The following is a 16,521-nucleotide window of genomic DNA, read 5'->3' on the forward strand; positions in this document are numbered from 1 at the left end:
TGAGCGGTTTGTCTTGGCGGACAAGATCTCTCTACCAGTAGTTCCGCTGTCCTACTCTCATGCCCCCACGCGCACGACAACACGATCCACTTGACACCCAGCCCAACCCACTAACTGAGCGGCATTGCGGCTAGGGCCCGTGTCGGAGTCCTCCGTGGCTCAGGGACTGGCCCAACGTCATCGAATGGTCATATTCACCGCCTCTACCAGCAACTACGCTCGACACCATGGTGCGGTGGCAATGGCGGACGGCGGCGGGCATCGTCTCGGCGGGGCTCACAGTCGGTCTCGCGGAACTGCTCGCCGTTGTCTTCGGTCCGGACAGCGATCCACTCGACGCGATAGGCCGCACCGTGGTCGACCGCACCCCCGACGGTGTGCGCGAATGGGCCATCACCACCTTCGGCACCCACGACAAGACGGTGCTGTACGTCGGGATGGCGGTGGTCGCCGTTGTGACGGCCGGGCTCATCGGCGCGGTCGAGCGCGCCGCGCGTCCCTCCGGTTCGATCCTGCTCGCCGTCCTCGGACTGGTCACCGCCGTCTTCGCGGTGAACCGAGGTGGTCTATCCGCCGCGCTGCCCACCATAATCGGCACTGTCGCAGGCATTTTCACCCTCCGCCTGCTCATCGCACGGATCGGCGACAACAAGACCGAGGACGAGCAGCTACCCGCCGAGTCGGGTTTCGACCGGCGAAAAGTACTGCAAGCCATAGGAATAACCACGGTCGCCGCCTTGGCCACGGGTATCGGCGGCCGCATCCTCGGTGCGGCGCGCCGCGATGTCTCGGGTGAACGCGCCGCCGTCCAACTTCCGCGCCTCAGCGGCCAACCGGTCCCGGTCTCCCCCGAGGCCGACCTCGAAATCCCCGGTCTCGCCCCGTATCTCACCGGCAACCCCGACTTCTACCGCATCGACACCGCACTGCTGGTCCCCCAGGTCTCGGTCGAGGATTGGTCGCTGCGCATCCACGGCATGGTCGATAACGAAATCCATCTGAGCTGGGCGGATTTGATCAAACGCGCGCCGATCGAGCGCCTCGTCACGCTGACCTGCGTCTCTAATCCGGTGGGCGGCAATCTGGTCGGCAATGCCCGCTGGCTCGGTTACCGACTCGACGACCTGCTGGCCGAGGCCCGCCCGCACCCGGACGCCGATATGGTGCTGTCCACCAGTGTCGACGGTTTCACCGCGGGCACACCGCTCGCGGTGCTCACCGACGGTCGCGACGCCATGCTCGCGATCGGTATGAACGACGAACCGCTCCCGGTGCAGCACGGCTATCCGGCCCGGCTGGTGGTCCCCGGGCTCTACGGCTATGTCTCGGCCACCAAATGGGTGACCGAACTCGAGGTCACCCGTTTCGATCGCGCCACCGCGTACTGGACCAAGCGGGGTTGGTCGGCGCGCGGCCCGATCAAGACCGAGGCACGTATCGATACCCCGCCCGCCAAATCCCATCTCGCGGCGGGTCGCGTGCCGATCGCGGGTGTCGCGTGGGCGCAGCATCGCGGGATCCGGGCGGTCGAGGTGCAGATCGATGACGGTCCGTGGCAGCGGGCGCGACTGGCCGCCGACCAGTCCATCGACACCTGGCGACAGTGGGTCCTGGAGTGGGACGCCACCCCCGGCACCCACACGCTGCGGGTCCGCGCCACCGACGGCGCCGGGCAGACCCAGACCAGCGAGCGCGCCGATGTGGTCCCCGATGGCGCGAGCGGCTATCCCACCCGCACCGTGCAGGTCGCATAGGGCCTATGTGTGCCCCCGCACCGAGCGGTGCGGGGGCACTGCACTGGAAAAACTCAGTGCGACAGGGTATCCGCCTTCTCCCGCACCGGTTCCGGACGATCGACGGCGGACCGACCGTGCCGGACGAACAGGGCCGAGGCGATGACGCCGATCAGCAGGATCCCGGCGGGCAGCAGCATGGACTGGCTCAGCGCGGAACTGAACGAATCCTTGATGAACTCCGGCATGGTGACGTGCGCGGCCGCGCCCTCGGAGATCTTGCCGCCGCCGAGGCCGTGCGCGGTGAGCCGGGCCGAGACGAGCGCGCTGACCGCCGCGCTGCCGAGGACCGCGCCCACCTGGCGGGTGGTGTTGTAGACGCCCGCGCCCGCGCCCGCCTGCTGCACCGGCAGGTTGTGGGTGGCCGTGGAGGCCAGCGGCGCCCAGATGCAGGCGTTGGCTACGCCGGAGATGGCGGCGGCCACCAGGAACCAGGTGATCGAAGCGTCCGGCTTCATCAGGGCCGCGAACCAGAAGGTGCTGAGCGCGAACAGGACGAAGCCGATGGTGGGCACGATGCGCGGATGCAGGCGGTCCGACATTCTGCCGATGAAAGGCGCGATGATGCCGGTGACGATGGCCATCGGCGCGAAGACCAGCGCGGAGCGGGTGGGCGACATCTCCCGCACACCCTGCAGGAAGAAGTACGACGGCACCATCATGGAGGTGACCGCCGCGCTCATGGCGGCGATGGCCACACTCGACAGCGCGAAGTTGCGGTCGCGGAACAGCGACAGCGGCACCAGCGGTTCGCCGGTGGCCCGCGATTGGTAGAACACGAAGGCCGCCAGCACCACGACGCCCGCGCCGATCATCAGCCAGATCATCGCGTCCCAGTCGCGGGTGTTGCCCTCCTGAATACCGAAGACCAGCAGGAACATACCCGCCGCGCTGAGGATCACGCCGGGGATGTCGAACCTGTGCGAATGGGTCTCCAGGCTGGGCACCAGCCAGAGGGCCAGGACGAAGGCGATGACGCCGATGGGCACATTGATGTAGAAGATCCATTTCCAGCTGAAGCCGTCGACCAGGACGCCGCCGACGATCGGGCCGACGAGCGAGGCCAGTCCGGCCACGCCGCCCCACAGGCCCATGGCCGCACCGCGACGGTCCGGCGGGAAGGTCCTGGTGATCACCGCCATGGTTTGCGGGGTCATGAGCGCTGCGCCGAGGCCCTGCACCGCCCTGGCGGCGATGAGCATCTCGATCGAGCCGGACAGGCCGCAGCCGAGCGAGGAGAGGGTGAAGACGACCAGGCCGATGAGGTAGATGTTCTTGGGGCCGAAACGGTCGCCGAGGCGACCGGTGACCAGCAGCGGCACCGCGTAGCCGAGCAGGTAGGCGCTGGTGACCCAGATGACCTTGTTGATATCGGTGTGCAGGCTGGCCATGATCGCCGGGTTGGCGACCGCGACGATCGTCATATCCAACAGGATCATGAAGAAGCCGACGACGAGCGCGGACAGCGCCAGCCACGGATTGCGTTGTGTGGACATGGGTTCGGGTCTTCCTGTCTGACTTTCGTCGGTGTGCTGCTACAAACTGATCGGTATGGAGCGCGCTGGTTGACTTTTCTCGCCACCCGCGCGCGTGTCAATGGGTGGACTCGCCGTTCGACACCGCCGCACCGTTCGATTCCTCGGGCGCCATCCGCCCGCCGGTGGCCGTGTCGTAGCGCTCCCACTCGATCCCGCCGCTGTCCACCTCGTGGGCGAAGCGGCGCAACCAGTCGAGCTCCGCGCCGATGGTCGCGCGCAGGTAGGGCAGCACGATCCAGTAGCGGCGCGGCACCGCGCGGGCGACGGCGGATTCGCCGGCCGCGTTGATCTGCGCGTAGCGGGCCTCGAGCGCCTGCACGCGTTCGCGCAGCAGGGCGAGCACATCCTCTTTGGGGAGGTTGTGCGATTCGGCCAGCCCGACCGGGAAGGCGGGAAATTCGTTGGTGGGTTCGCGCAGGATGTCGGCGACGCGCTGCCGCATGGCCGCCCGCCCCTGCTCGGTGATCCGATAGGTGGTGCGTTCGGGGCGATTGCCCTCCCGTTCGACCCCTTCGGCCTGGACATATCCCTGGTCGGCCAGTCGCGCCACGGTGTGATAGAGCGAGCCGGGCCGCACCTTGACCAATTCATCCTCTTGGCGGGCGATGATCAACTGATACATCTCGTACGGGTGCATCGACTGCTCCTCGAGCAGTCCGAGCACCACCAGCGCCAGCGGTGTCACCGCGCGCTCCGCCATATTCGCCACCCTTTCAAAACCGACCGCCCCGTAGGCTAGCCGGTCGCTACGACATGCTCCGCATCAAATATTCCTAGTGGAATATACGAGCCGGAGCATTGCCACGACAAGGAGGGGACGACCGTCGAAATTCGTGATCATGCCCACAGTGGGGCCGCGCCGACGGCGCGGTCGGACCTGCCGAATCAGGGGCTGCCGTCCGGGTCGAAGACCCCGATCAGCGGACTGTCAGGACTCAAAGTCCATGCTTGTCGAGCCAGTCCACCGCCAGCTCGGCGGCCGTCGCACGCTCGGTTCGCATCCGCCGGATCATCTCGCACAGGTCGGCGGTATTCAGCTCGCCCGCAACATAATTGAGTTTCTTGACGCGACGCTGATCGAGTGCGCCCTTGCGGAAGACCGGCACGATTTGCTCCGCGCGGAGCAAGTACTCCTTATCGGTGAGCGACACCAAACCCTCGGTCGTCGCCGGATCGATCGGCGGGCCTGCCAGCAGCCCGACCTGAATCGTGCCGTCGCGCAGGGCTGTTCGCAGCGCGGCGGGATCGGACAGCGCGACGGTCGCGGCGGGCTCGCATCCTTCGAGCTTCGCCAAGCCTTTCGGCAAGGCGAGCAGACCCGGCTGCGCGGCGATACCGACGGTCGACTCCGGACAGCGCGCGATCAACTCGGCCGCGGTGCGCACCGGCTCGGCGGCGGTCACCAGCAGGCGCGGCCGCATATCCGTCCCATCGGCCGGATCCGAGACCACCAACCCCTCCGGCAGAGCCGCGCTCAACGCCTTCATGACCTTGTCCGGCTTGCGTTGCGGCGCACCGGAATCCAGTTCGGCCAGCAGCGCCCCGCTGTGTGCCGCCGTCACCTGGATATCGCCCGCGTCCAACCCGCGCCGTAGCTGCTCGGGACGGAATCCGCCGCGCACCTCGGTGCGCGCACCCGCACGGGCCAGCGCACCGGAATATATCTGCGCAAGCAGATTCGATTCCTCCGAATTGTCGGTGCCGACCGCTATCGTCGTCGGGCCATCATCGTCGACCCCACAGGAAGTGGCCAAGACAGCGAGCACGACGACCAGCGCGCGGGCAACCACCCGCCCCGAGGAGGCCAACACCATCGGGCGACACCAACTCTCCGTAGCTCCCTGGAACACCATGCGGCGGGCAGTATGGACAACCAGAATGTACCGGTGGCCGTGCCGCCGCTCGAATCTCGCACCGTCCGCCATGCCGGAAGGATCCCAGTGAAAACCCTCCCCACCCCCCGGAACGGGCGTACCGCGCGGCGCGCGGGCCGCACCCTCGTCGCCGCGAGCGCCCTGCTCGCCTCCTTGGCCCTGGCCGCATGCGGCAATTCCGATCCGCTCGCCGCCAAGGGCAGCTGTTCGGGCGACGGGATCACCGTCGGCTCGGCCGACTTCCCGGAGTCGGAGACGGTGGCCAATGTCTACGTCGAGGCGCTGCGCGCCAATGGCTTCCAGGTCGACACCAAATTGAATATCGGCAGCCGCGAGGCCTACGTGCCCGCCGTGCGGAAATGCGCCATCTCGGTCATTCCGGACTACACCGGCAACCTGCTGCAATATCTGGACAAGAGGGCCACCGCCACCGGCGGCGCCGAGGTCACGGCGGCGTTGCAGGCCGCGCTCGGCGCCGATCTGGCCATCGGCGCCCCCGCTCCCGGCCAGGATTCCGATGCCGTCGTGGTCACCAGGGCCACCGCCCAGCGCTGGAATCTGCACAGCATCGCCGATCTGGCCGCGCACTCCGCCGAGGTGAAATTCGGCGCACCCGCCGAATTCGCCGAGCGCGCGGGCGGGCTGCCGGGCCTGAAGAAGAACTACGGCGTCGATGTGGCGGCCGCCAATTTCGTCCAAATCGCCGACGGCGGCGGCCCGGCCACGGTGCGCGCCCTGGTCGATGGCCAGGTCACCGCGGCCAATATCTTCACCACCTCCCCCGCCATCAAACAGAACGATCTGGTCGTCCTGGAGGATCCGAAGCACAATTTCGCGGCGCAGAATGTGGTGCCGCTGCTCAATTCCGCGAAGAAGTCCGACAGGCTGCTCAAGGTGCTCGATGCCACCTCGGCCAAGCTCAGCACCGATGAGCTGATCAAACTCAACGAATCCGTCTCCGGCGCGAGCAAAACCGAACCCCGTGCCGCCGCGGCGGCCTGGGTGAGCGCCCAAGGGTTGAACAAGCCGGTCGGCTAGGGAGGAAATCCGTTGTCGGACATCGAGTTCCGCGATATCGGCAAGACCTATCCCGATGGCACGCATGCCGTCACCGGACTCGATCTGCGCATCGAGTCCGGATCGTTCACCGTGTTCGTCGGACCGTCCGGCTGCGGTAAGACCACCTCGATGCGGATGATCAACCGGATGATCCACCCGAGTTCGGGTGTGCTCACCGTCGACGGTCGCGATATCTCGACCGTCGACCCGGTCCGGCTGCGGCTGGGCATCGGCTATGTCATCCAGAGCGGCGGGCTGCTACCGCACCGCACCGTGGTCGACAATGTGGCCACGGTGCCGGTGCTGCGCGGGGATTCGCGCCGCGCCGCCCGCGCCGCGGCGCTGGAATTGCTGGATCGCGTCGGCCTGGATCGTTCGCTGGCCGGGCGCTATCCGGCGCAGTTGTCCGGCGGACAGCAGCAGCGGGTCGGCGTGGCCAGGGCGCTGGCCGCCGATCCGCCGATCCTGCTCATGGACGAACCGTTCAGCGCCGTCGATCCGGTGGTGCGCGCCGAACTCCAGAGCGAGATGCAAAGGCTCCAGGCCGAATTGCACAAGACCATCGTCTTCGTGACCCACGATATCGACGAGGCCATCACCCTCGGCGACAAGGTCGCGGTGTTCGGGCGCGGCGGCGTGCTGCAGCAGTACGCGCCACCGCAGCAGGTATTGGCCCAGCCCGCCACGGATTTCGTGGCCGATTTCGTCGGCCACGACCGCGGCTATCGCGGCCTGTCCTTCCGCACCGCGAACGATGTCGCGCTGCACGAGATCCGCACCACGACCGCCGAGGAGATCGCCGCCCAGCGACTGGAGCGCGGGGAGTGGGTCCTGGTGGTGGACGCGCGGAACCACCCGGCGGGTTGGGTGGATGTCACCGGCGTGGAGGGCGTACGCGCCGGGCGGCCACCGGAACTGAGTATGGCCGCGGGCGGATCGCTGTTCACCCCGTCGGGCGATCTGCGCCAGGCACTGGACGCGGCCATCTCCTCCCCCTCGGGAATCGGTGTGGCCGTGGACGATTCGGGTGCGGTGCGCGGCGGTGTGCTGGCCGAGGAGGTGCTCGAGCAGTTGTCGCGCCAGCGCTCCGCCGAGGACGCCGAACGCAATCGGCACTACTTCGAACAGGCGCTGTGATGCGGTATCTCGTCGAGAACTTCCCCGACATCATGGGTTTCACCCGCACCCACCTGTATTTGGCCCTGGTGCCGCTCATTCTGGGTCTGGTGATCGCGATTCCGGTGGGGGCCATGCTGCGTCGGGTGCCATGGCTGCGTCGGATCACCGTGACGGTGGCCAGCCTGGCGTATACGGTGCCGTCGCTGGCGCTGTTCGTCATCATCCCGCCGCTGGTAGGTATCTCGACCATCGATCCGCTCAATGTGATCATCGCGCTCACCGTGTATTCCACGGCGCTGCTGGTGATCGCGGTGCCCGCCGCGCTGGATTCGGTGCCCGCGGGTGTGCTGGACGCGGCCGATGCCGTCGGCTTCGGTCCGCTACGGCGCACGCTGACCGTCGATATGCCGCTGGCCGTCCCGGTTTTCGTCTCCAGCCTGCGGGTGGTGGTGGTCACCAATATCGCGATGGTCTCGATGGGCGCGCTGATCGGCGTCGGTGGCCTCGGCAAGCTGTTCACCCAGGGGTATCAGCGCGGCTACCCGGACGAGATCATCGCGGGTGTGCTCGTCACGCTGGCGCTGGCACTGATCTTCGATCGGCTGGTCTACCTCGTCGGACGGCTGAGCACCCCGTGGGTGCGCGCCGAGGCCGTACTGGCGAAAAGCGGTGCGGCGTGAACCTTTTCCTCGACGCCTGGCACTACCTCACCGACAGCGCGAATTGGGGCGGTCCGACAGGTATCCAAACCAGAATCGGTCAGCACCTCTGGTACAGCTTCCTGGCGGTGGCGCTCTCGGCGGTTGTCGCGGTGCCACTGGGGCTGGTGATCGGGCACACCCGGCGCGGGGCCGCACTCCTGGTCGGCTTCGCCAATGCCATGCGCGCGTTGCCCACGCTGGGTTTGCTCACGTTCATGGTGCTGCTGCTCGGTCTCGGACTGATTCCGCCGCTGCTGGCACTGGTCACCGTGGGCATCCCGCCGCTGTTGGCGGGCGCGTACGCGGGCATCACCAACGTATCGGCGAATGTGGTGGACGCCTCGCGGGCCATGGGGATGACCGAGCGGCAGATCCTGTTCCGCGTCGAGGTGCCCAATGCCCTACCCATCCTGCTGACCGGACTGCGCGGGGCCACCCTCCAGGTGGTCGCCACCGCGACGATCGCGGCCTACGTCAATCTGGGTGGGCTCGGCCGCTACATCTTCGACGGCATCAGCCTCTACCGCTATGACCGGGTCCTGGTGGGCGCGTTGCTGGTCGCGGTGTTGGCCATGGCGCTCGACGGACTGATGGCCCTGCTCACCTGGGTCACCGCGCCGGGCACCGGGCGCCTGCGCCGAAAGTTCCCGCACTCGAGCGATGAGCCCGAGGTCGCGGCGCCCGCCCGCACCTCGGCCTCGGCATAGCCACTGCCGAGGATCTTCGGCCGAGGCCGCACAGCGCGAAGGGCATCTCCCGGCCGAGCCGGAAGATGCCCTTCGTCAATCGAATTCGCTTGTTAGACAACGCCTTCCGCGCGAGCAGCGGCGGCGACCGCCTCGGCCACCGCCGGGGCGACCCGAGGATCGAGCGGGCTGGGCACGATCTTCTCCGGGCCGAGCTCGTCGGCGACCACGCCGAGGATCGCGTTGGCGGCGGCGAGCTTCATCCCCTCGGTGATGCGGCGGGCGCCCGCGTCGAGCGCGCCCTTGAACACGCCGGGGAAGGCCAGCACATTATTGATCTGGTTCGGGAAATCGCTGCGGCCGGTGGCCACGATGGCGGCGTACTTGCGCGCCACTTCCGGGTGGATCTCCGGATCCGGATTCGACATGGCGAACACGATCGCGTCGGCGGCCATCGCGGCGATGAACTCCTCGGCGATGAGACCCGCAGACAGACCGAGGAAGACATCGGCACCGGCCAGCGCCTCGCCGGCGCCGCCGGACAGGCCGCGCGGGTTGGTGCGCTCGGACAGTTCGGCCTTCACCGGGTTCAGGTCGGTGCGGTCCTTGCCGATGATGCCCTTGGAATCCAGCACGGTGACATCGGCGACGCCTGCGGCCAGCAGGATATTGGTGCACGCGACACCGGCCGCGCCCGCACCCGACACCACGACCTTCAGGCCCTCGATGGCGCGACCCTGCACGCGGGCCGCGCCATTGAGCGCGGCCAGCACCACGATGGCGGTGCCGTGCTGATCGTCGTGCATGACCGGGATATCGAGCGCCTCGACCACGCGCCGCTCGATCTCGAAGCAGCGCGGCGCGGAGATATCCTCCAGGTTGATCGCACCGAAACTCGGGCGCAGGCGAATCAGCGTCTCGACGATCTCGTCGACATCCTTGGTATCCAACACGATCGGGATGGAATTCAGCCCGGCGAACTTCTTGAACAGCGCCGCCTTGCCCTCCATGACGGGCAGCGAGGCGCGCGGACCGATATCACCGAGGCCGAGCACCGCGGTGCCGTCGCTGACCACCGCGACCAGGCGGTCGGTCCAGGTGTAGCGCTTGGCCAGCGCCTCGTCCTCCGCGATGGCCCGGCTCACCTGTGCGACACCGGGGGTATAGGCGATCGAGAGGTCGCGCTGAGTTTCCAGCGGAGCCGAAAGTTCGACCGAGAGTTTGCCGCCGAGGTGACCCGCGAAAATCTCGTCGTGGGTGATTTCGGAAAGGGAGGCAGCGGCATTCGGTGCGTCAGTCACGGGTGACACGATTTCACTCCTGCTCGGGTCGGACAACCGGGGGAAGGGTTACCACCCGGTAATGGGTATTGGGTGTTCCAGATCGCTCATCGGGGCGCTGACCGGTAATTCGAGGGGTGCCGGCAATTCGCCGACAAACTCCGGTGGGTGCGACGCGACGATCCGCGGAGCGGGAGCCGGACGGGTGGGTCCGGTCGAAACAGGCGGGGCGATCCACGGCAGCGAAGGTGCGACGCGACTCGGTGATCACCGTGCCCCGACCGGGCGGTGGCTTCGGCGGGGAATCCGAACATTCTGCCGGCAGCACCCTTCGGATGCCAAACCGGTGTGGGGAGCGCACCCGTCGACGCGGTCCCGAATCCGGGCGGCGGACAGGCCGGTGAGCTACAGCGGCAAGGGATCCGGCTCGATCGCGGCGGGTCGGGATTCGGCGCTCGCGAGGCGCTCGTCGGAGCGCACCCACACCCGCTCCATCCCGCCGGACCGCAGCCGCACCCGCCAATCCGCCGCCGCGCCGGGATGATCCGTGCGCCGGTGCATCCCTCGGCTCTCGGTGCGGGCCAGCGCGCTGTACTTGGTCCAGCGGGCCACGGCCAGCAGGGCCGCGGCCTGTCTGGCTCTGAGTCGGTCCGGACCGCTTCCGCCCAGGTCGAATTCGGCGCCGGGCCACATGGCGTCGAGTTCGGCGATGCTGTCGCGCAGGCTACCCGCACTGCGCCAGTAGCTGCGCCGTAGCGGAAGGGTGTGCTCCTGCACCAGCCCGACCACCGCCCTCGGATCGATCCGGGCCACCGGGTTCAGTCCGGCGCCCTTGACGGCCCGCACCGAAGCGGGCACCCCGCGCCGCGCGAAACGCGCCGCGCCCGCCCCCGCCCACACCCCCGAGGCGATGGCCCACGCCCCGCCCTGACCGCCGAACCCGCTGACCGCGCCGGTGATCGATTCGCGGGTGGTGACATCGCCCGCGCCGAACAGACCCGCCACGCTGGTGGCGCAGTCCGCACCGCCGAGCCACAGACCGCCGGTGCCGCGCACGGTGCCCTCCAGGACGGCGCGCAGCGGCACCCGCCTGGTCCGATCCACCACGCCCTGCCGCGACAACCAGTGGCGCACGCCGTCGGGCACATCGTCCAAGGCGGCATAGACCCGGCGACCGTCGGCGATGGCCGCGAAGGCCGCCGCGCGCTGATCGGGCAGCACCGCGCCCGCCTCGTCGTAGAGCGTGGCGAAATGCAGTGCGAGACCGGGCGCGAACGGCGCGTCGCAGGCCGGAGCCAGATCGTAGGCGCTGGAGAACTCCATCCCGGACAGTTCCGCGCCCGCCTCGACGGCCAGCAGCAGGCCGTCGCCGGTGGCCATTTCGGTGCCCGCGCCGCCGGACAGGAACGCGCACCCACCGGTGGCCACCACCACGGCCCCGGCCCGCACGGTCCAGGAGCCGAAACCTTCGCGCATCCGGATTCCGGTGGCGCCCGCGACCGCGCCGTCGCGATCGAGCAGCAACTGCAGGGCCGGGTGATGATCGAGGATCCGCACGCCCGCCGCCAGCGCGCCGCGCCGCAACCTGCGCAGATAGCGCGCGCCATCCAGATACACCCGCAGCGCAGGCCCTGCGGCCTCGCCGGGAAATCGGTAGCCCCAGCGCACCAACTGTTCGACGCGGCGGTGGGTCTCGTCGAGCACCCGATGCATCAGATCCGGATCGCCGAGGCCGCCGCCGTGTGCGTAGCCGCGGCGCACGGCCTCCTCGCGCGCAGAGCCGGGCGGGATATTCCAGAGCGCGGTGGCGCCACACGCGGACGGGCCGCCCGCGCCGCAGCGCGATTTGTCGACCAGGATCACCCTGGAACCCGCCGCGGCGGCCGAGACGGCGGCCCAGATTCCGGCCGGACCCCCACCCAAAACCAGCACATCCGTCTCGAGTTCCGTCACGATATTAAATGTTCGGCCACAATTCACCCGGCCGCAACCATTACCGGAATATCAACGCCACCACTGCGTCCAGAGCAAAATTCCGGCCGCCAGTAAAACGACCATCGATCCGGAAAATGCCGCAAAACCTCGACGCCTGTCCGAATAAATCTGGGCCGCAATGACAATCGCGCCGACAATCAGATGCCAGAGCACGGCGGTCGTTCCCGGACCGGGAAATCCATCGCGCGCCCCGATTACCGCGCTACCCGTCACCACCGCCGCCAACACCACCGTGCCCGCCGCCACCACACCGCTGAGCGCGCGCAGCGCCCTCATCGCGGCGGCCTCACGCGCGGATCACCGGCACCCCGCTCGCCTTGTCGACGAGGGCCTCGAATTGCGCCGGATCGGTGGTGAACTCGCCGAGTCGGATGGTCTTGTTCGCGCCGTGGTAGTCGGAGGAACCCGTGGTGAGCAGACCGAGCTCGGCGGCCAACTCGTCGAGCACCGCCCGATCCTCGGCGCTGTGATCGGGATGGTTCGACTCCAGCCCGCCCAGGCCGAGCTCGGCCGACGCGCGAATATCGTCCAGGGCGATCAGCCTGCCGCGCTTGCGCGCCCGCGCGTGCGCCAGCACGCTCACCCCACCCGCCCCCGCGATCATCGACACCGCTCGATGCAGCGGGGTGTCGGCCTTCTCCGCGTAGTAGCGACCGTGCGGGGCGAGCAGTTCGGCGAACGCGGCGTCGACCGTGGGCACCACCCCCGCGGTCACCAGCGCCCTGGCCAGATGCGGCCGCCCCGCCGACGGACCGGCCGAGGCCAGCACCGCGTCCGGATCGATGGGCAGACCATCCGCGCGCATCCGCTCGGCCATGGCGCGCAACCGCTCCACCCGTTCGGCGCGCAACCGCTCGCGCTCCTCGGCGAAGCCGCGATCGGTCGGATCGAACAGGTAGGCCAGCAAATGCACCGGCACCGGCCAGCCGTCGGCGCCCAGGGCCACGCACGACATCTCCATGCCGCGCACCAGCGTCAGACCCTCGGGTCTGGCCTCGACCGCCTCCGCCCAGCCCGCCGTGGTGTCGTGATCGGTGATCGCGACGACGTCCAACCCGGCGGCTGCGGCATTGCGCACGAGTTCGGCGGGGGTGTCGGTGCCATCCGACGCGGTCGAATGGGTATGCAGGTCGATGCGCACGGCATCCAGTTTTACAGGCGACCCTTATCGACAGCCGCGCGCCGGGTACCGGTTCCGGTCATCGGGACGACCCGAATCCGCGTCCGGAGCAACCCGAATCGGGTTCGGTCGCCCGGAATCGAGCCGCGTCCAACGCGCGAATCACACCGCGCGAACGCCGCTTCGGATACTCCGAACTCAGAGCGTCGCGGCGCCGCGGCCAGGGTCGCGCACATCGATTCCGGCCTCGGCCCACGCCTCGCGCAATGCCCCGGCTCCCCGCACCCGCACCCACGCCGCCTCGGTCGCGGTGACCGGGACGACCGTGAGATAGCGGACCGGCTCGGCCGGATCGGGCAGCACCACCTCGGGAATCTCGCTGTCCCCCAGCAGAACCGCCGTGAACGGCGCGCCGCGCCACAGCGGCTCGCCCACGTCGAGCAGCGCATCGGCCTGCAGCACAACACCTTCCACCACGGGAGTCGCGGCGAGCACACCCAACGATTTGGCCAGCCCGGATTGCGCGCCGAGTCCGGAGCGCAACGTCAGCACCAGTTCCGCGCGCGGGCCGCGCACCGGATCGGCGAGGAGCGCGGCCGGATCACCCATCGGATGCCGGGATCCGCCCAGCGTCACGTAATGCACGAAGTCGGCGGCGGCGATCCGCAGGATCTCGATCGGTTCGAGCCCGAGGAAGGTCACCGAGGCGGCGTCGACCTCGGTCGGACCCACCCCGAAGTGGTCCAGCACGCCCGACCGGACCGTTTCCAGCACCTCCATGCGCTCAGATCGCCAACCGCGCCAGCATGTCGCGCGCCTGCTCGGCCGAGCGCGGATCGCACAGCACGTCGTAACGGCCCGCCACCAACTGCATGGTCGAGGCGAAATCGCGGGTGCCGCGAGTCGCCGCGTACGGGATCGAGGTGGAGATGACGCCGAAGATGATGCCGCCGACCAGACCCACCAGCAGCGGCCCGAGCGCACCCCCGGTGGTGAACAGGCTCAGCAGCAGGCCCAGGAACAGGCCGAGCCAGGCGCCGGACACGATGCCGCCGCCGATGACCTTGCCCCAGTTCAAGCGGTAGAGGACGCGTTCGACCTGCATGAGGTCCACGCCGACGATGGTCACGTCCTGCACCGGGAACTGGTTGTCGGCCAGATAGTCGACCGCCCGCTGCGCCTCGGCATAGGTCGGATAGGAACCCACGGGCCACCCCGACGGCGGCGTCGGCAGCCCCTGACGGGCACGGTTGGAGTTCCCCAAGGGATTCGTCATACGTCTATTCTGCTATTCCGTCGTCGCGATGGGTGAGTGTGAAACGCGTGGTGCGCGTTATAGGTCGGCTAACCCTCCCCTTAGCCTTACAGGCATGGCAGCAACCAGGGTGTACGTCGCCAGGCTGGCCGGACTGGTGGTGCTGGGTCCCGACGGCGAGTCTATCGGCCGGATTCGCGATGTGGTCGTGGCCATCCGATACGACCGGCAGCAGCCGCGCATTCACGGCCTGGTGGTCGAGCTGCCGACCCGCCGCCGGATCTTCGTGCCCATGCTGCGGCTCACCTCCATCGATCCCGGTGCGGTGACGCTCAATACGGGCACGGTCAGCCTGCGCCGGTTCACCCAGCGGCCCGGCGAGTTGCTGGCGCTGGCGCAGATCGTGGATTCCTCGGTGCGCGTCGCCGATCCGGATCTGCCGGATCTGGCGGGGGTCGATGTCTTCGTGGTGGATCTGGGCATCGAGCAGACCAGGACCAGGGACTGGCGGGTCACCAGGGTGGCGGTGCGCGGACACCGAAGACTCGGGCGCAGACGCGCGGTGCACGTGGTCGACTGGGACCGGGTCTCCGGCCTGACCCCGTACGAGATCGGCAGGCCGGGTCAGGATGTCACCGCGCTGCTGGAGCAGTTCGAGGGGCTGCGGCCCGCCGATGTCGCCCACCTGCTGCGCGAACTGCCGGAGAAGCGGCGCGTCGAGGTGGCGGTGGCCCTCGACGACGAGCGCCTGGCCGATGTGGTGCAGGAGCTCCCCGATGACGACCAGGTCGAGTTGCTCGGCCAACTCGAGATCCGCCGCGCCGCCGACCTGCTCGAGGCCATGGATCCCGACGACGCCGCCGACCTGCTGGGCGAACTCCCCAAGGGCGAGGCGGATTCGCTGCTGGCGCTGATGGATCCCGAGGAGTCCGAACCGGTCCGCAGGCTGCTCGAGCATTCCCCCGACACCGCGGGCGGCCTCATGACGCCGGAACCGGTCATTCTCAACCCCTCGGCCACCGTGGCCGAGGCGCTGGCCAAGGTGCGCAATCCCGATCTGACACCCGCGCTGGCCTCCATGGTCTTCGTGGTGCGCCCGCCGACGGCCACCCCCACCGGCCGCTACCTCGGTTCGGTCCACATTCAGCAACTGCTGCGCGAACCACCCGCCCATCTCGTCGGCGGCATTGTCGACAACGCGCTGGCCCCGCTGCGCGCCGATGTCCCGCTGGCCGCCGTCACCCGCTACTTCGCCACCTACAACCTGGTCTGCGGCCCGGTGGTGGACGAGGAGAATCACCTGCTCGGCGCGGTCACCGTGGACGATGTACTCGATCACCTGCTGCCCGAGGACTGGCGCGAGGCCGACGAACTACATCCGGGGAGTGTGCCCTCATGACCGAGAAAATCTCCGCAAGAGCACGTTTGGAGACACCGGTCGAATCGCGGCTGCGCTTCGATTTCGATGCCGAGGCCATGGCTCAGGTCAGCGAGCGGATCGCGCGCTTCCTCGGCACCGGGCGGTATCTGGTCATTCAGACCGCCATCGTCCTGGTGTGGATCGTGCTCAATGTCTTCGTCATCGCGATGCAGTGGGATCCGTACCCGTTCATCCTGCTGAATCTGGCCTTCTCCACCCAGGCCGCCTATGCCGCGCCGCTGATCCTGCTGGCACAGAACCGCCAGGACAATCGGGACCGGGTCTCCCTGGAGGAGGACCGGCTGCGTGCCGCGCAGACCAAGGCCGACACCGAATACCTGGCCCGCGAACTGGCCGCGCTGCGTCTCGCCGTCGGCGAGGTGGCCACCCGCGACTATCTGCGCAAGGAGTTGGACGAGTTGCGCGAGCTCATGGAGAGCATCGCGGCGGCGCCGAGCCCGAATGGGCAGGCGGACAAGGCCAGAAAGCAGGCGCGCAAGAAAAAGCAAGCCCCCGTGGGGATTTCGCCGGGCGCGGCGGGCGCCGAGTCGAACTCGACCGAGGACGGTCGATTCGGTGCTGCCGGCGCCGAAGCGGACTCGTAGCTCGCGATTGACCGGAAATACCAACCACTTAACTAACCGGTGGGTAACGTGGAGCACGTTGTCCCAAGACCGGACC

16 protein-coding genes are annotated in these 16,521 nt (G+C 68.5%); 7 read left to right on the forward strand and 9 right to left on the reverse strand.

Features of this window, described 5'->3' with window-relative positions; genetic code table 11:
• The first annotated feature begins 227 nt into the window (after positions 1-227).
• Positions 228-1,754, forward strand: coding sequence for a molybdopterin-dependent oxidoreductase (locus D5S18_RS00010; protein WP_120036644.1), 1,527 nt, complete (start codon positions 228-230; stop codon positions 1,752-1,754).
• A 53-nt stretch (positions 1,755-1,807) separates the two neighbouring features.
• On the opposite strand, the gene D5S18_RS00015 is transcribed toward D5S18_RS00010, so the two are convergent.
• The 3 genes from D5S18_RS00015 to D5S18_RS00025 form a co-directional block, all read right to left on the reverse strand.
• Positions 1,808-3,289: a DHA2 family efflux MFS transporter permease subunit gene (locus D5S18_RS00015; protein WP_120036646.1), complete on the reverse strand. Its 1,482-nt coding sequence runs from the start codon at positions 3,287-3,289 to the stop codon at positions 1,808-1,810.
• A gap of 97 nt (positions 3,290-3,386) precedes the next feature.
• Positions 3,387-4,031, reverse strand: a complete 645-nt coding sequence (locus tag D5S18_RS00020; RefSeq protein ID WP_120036715.1) for a PadR family transcriptional regulator — start codon at positions 4,029-4,031, stop codon at positions 3,387-3,389.
• A 235-nt stretch (positions 4,032-4,266) separates the two neighbouring features.
• A complete protein-coding gene (locus tag D5S18_RS00025; protein WP_239003431.1) occupies positions 4,267-5,256 on the reverse strand; it encodes a glycine betaine ABC transporter substrate-binding protein in 990 nt (329 codons plus the stop codon).
• A gap of 15 nt (positions 5,257-5,271) precedes the next feature.
• Here D5S18_RS00025 and D5S18_RS00030 point away from each other — a divergent pair, with 15 nt between their 5' ends.
• From D5S18_RS00030 to D5S18_RS00045, 4 genes are read left to right on the forward strand one after another with little or no spacing between them, the layout of a single operon-like run.
• Entirely contained in the window at positions 5,272-6,243 is a 972-nt protein-coding gene (locus tag D5S18_RS00030) for an ABC transporter substrate-binding protein (RefSeq protein ID WP_239003432.1), read from the forward strand.
• A 12-nt stretch (positions 6,244-6,255) separates the two neighbouring features.
• Positions 6,256-7,401 (forward strand): ABC transporter ATP-binding protein, encoded by a 1,146-nt coding sequence (locus tag D5S18_RS00035; RefSeq protein WP_120036652.1) that lies wholly within the window; start codon positions 6,256-6,258, stop codon positions 7,399-7,401.
• Positions 7,401-8,063, forward strand: a complete 663-nt coding sequence (locus tag D5S18_RS00040) for an ABC transporter permease (RefSeq protein WP_120036654.1) — start codon at positions 7,401-7,403, stop codon at positions 8,061-8,063. The genes D5S18_RS00035 and D5S18_RS00040 overlap by 1 nt, the downstream gene beginning before the upstream one ends.
• On the forward strand, positions 8,060-8,791 hold the full coding sequence (locus D5S18_RS00045) for an ABC transporter permease (protein ID WP_120036656.1): 732 nt from the start codon (positions 8,060-8,062) through the stop codon (positions 8,789-8,791). Before D5S18_RS00040 ends, D5S18_RS00045 begins: the two co-directional genes overlap by 4 nt.
• Positions 8,792-8,883: 92 nt before the next feature.
• Here the strand turns inward: D5S18_RS00045 and D5S18_RS00050 are convergent, their stop codons facing one another.
• From D5S18_RS00050 to D5S18_RS00075, 6 genes are all read right to left on the reverse strand, one after another.
• Complete coding sequence (locus tag D5S18_RS00050; protein WP_203236514.1) at positions 8,884-10,080, reverse strand: NAD(P)-dependent malic enzyme; 1,197 nt, start codon at positions 10,078-10,080, stop codon at positions 8,884-8,886.
• Between the two features lie 375 nt (positions 10,081-10,455).
• A complete protein-coding gene (locus D5S18_RS00055; RefSeq protein WP_120036661.1) occupies positions 10,456-12,003 on the reverse strand; it encodes an FAD-dependent oxidoreductase in 1,548 nt (515 codons plus the stop codon).
• Between the two features lie 51 nt (positions 12,004-12,054).
• Complete coding sequence (locus tag D5S18_RS00060) at positions 12,055-12,321, reverse strand: hypothetical protein (RefSeq protein ID WP_120036663.1); 267 nt, start codon at positions 12,319-12,321, stop codon at positions 12,055-12,057.
• Positions 12,322-12,331: 10 nt separating this feature from the next.
• Positions 12,332-13,186, reverse strand: a complete 855-nt coding sequence (locus tag D5S18_RS00065) for a PHP domain-containing protein (RefSeq protein ID WP_120036665.1) — start codon at positions 13,184-13,186, stop codon at positions 12,332-12,334.
• Positions 13,187-13,363: 177 nt separating this feature from the next.
• Positions 13,364-13,945 carry a suppressor of fused domain protein gene (locus D5S18_RS00070; RefSeq protein WP_120036667.1) on the reverse strand — a complete coding sequence of 194 codons (582 nt, stop codon included), beginning with the start codon at positions 13,943-13,945 and terminating at the stop codon, positions 13,364-13,366.
• Positions 13,946-13,949: 4 nt separating this feature from the next.
• Positions 13,950-14,441, reverse strand: a complete 492-nt coding sequence (locus D5S18_RS00075) for a YflT domain-containing protein (RefSeq protein WP_120036669.1) — start codon at positions 14,439-14,441, stop codon at positions 13,950-13,952.
• Between the two features lie 94 nt (positions 14,442-14,535).
• Here D5S18_RS00075 and D5S18_RS00080 point away from each other — a divergent pair, with 94 nt between their 5' ends.
• Together D5S18_RS00080 and D5S18_RS00085 are read left to right on the forward strand one after the other, a co-directional pair.
• The gene (locus D5S18_RS00080; protein WP_120036671.1) at positions 14,536-15,819 is read left to right on the forward strand and encodes a magnesium transporter MgtE N-terminal domain-containing protein; all 1,284 of its coding nucleotides are present in this window, start codon (positions 14,536-14,538) and stop codon (positions 15,817-15,819) included.
• Positions 15,816-16,445: a DUF1003 domain-containing protein gene (locus D5S18_RS00085; protein ID WP_120036673.1), complete on the forward strand. Its 630-nt coding sequence runs from the start codon at positions 15,816-15,818 to the stop codon at positions 16,443-16,445. Before D5S18_RS00080 ends, D5S18_RS00085 begins: the two co-directional genes overlap by 4 nt.
• Positions 16,446-16,521 lie beyond the last annotated feature (76 nt).

This window comes from Nocardia panacis (genome assembly GCF_003598715.1).
Taxonomy (GTDB): Bacteria; Actinomycetota; Actinomycetes; order Mycobacteriales; family Mycobacteriaceae; genus Nocardia; species Nocardia panacis.

Coding starts and splice junctions, on each gene's coding strand:
- D5S18_RS00085 (WP_120036673.1), top strand. CDS start 15,816: ATGACCGAGAAAATCTCCGCAAGAGCACGTTTGGAGACACCGGTCGAA.
- D5S18_RS00075 (WP_120036669.1), bottom strand. CDS start 14,441: ATGACGAATCCCTTGGGGAACTCCAACCGTGCCCGTCAGGGGCTGCCG.
- D5S18_RS00070 (WP_120036667.1), bottom strand. CDS start 13,945: ATGGAGGTGCTGGAAACGGTCCGGTCGGGCGTGCTGGACCACTTCGGG.
- D5S18_RS00015 (WP_120036646.1), bottom strand. CDS start 3,289: ATGTCCACACAACGCAATCCGTGGCTGGCGCTGTCCGCGCTCGTCGTC.
- D5S18_RS00025 (WP_239003431.1), bottom strand. CDS start 5,256: ATGGCGGACGGTGCGAGATTCGAGCGGCGGCACGGCCACCGGTACATT.
- D5S18_RS00020 (WP_120036715.1), bottom strand. CDS start 4,031: ATGGCGGAGCGCGCGGTGACACCGCTGGCGCTGGTGGTGCTCGGACTG.
- D5S18_RS00060 (WP_120036663.1), bottom strand. CDS start 12,321: ATGAGGGCGCTGCGCGCGCTCAGCGGTGTGGTGGCGGCGGGCACGGTG.
- D5S18_RS00010 (WP_120036644.1), top strand. CDS start 228: ATGGTGCGGTGGCAATGGCGGACGGCGGCGGGCATCGTCTCGGCGGGG.
- D5S18_RS00080 (WP_120036671.1), top strand. CDS start 14,536: ATGGCAGCAACCAGGGTGTACGTCGCCAGGCTGGCCGGACTGGTGGTG.
- D5S18_RS00040 (WP_120036654.1), top strand. CDS start 7,401: ATGCGGTATCTCGTCGAGAACTTCCCCGACATCATGGGTTTCACCCGC.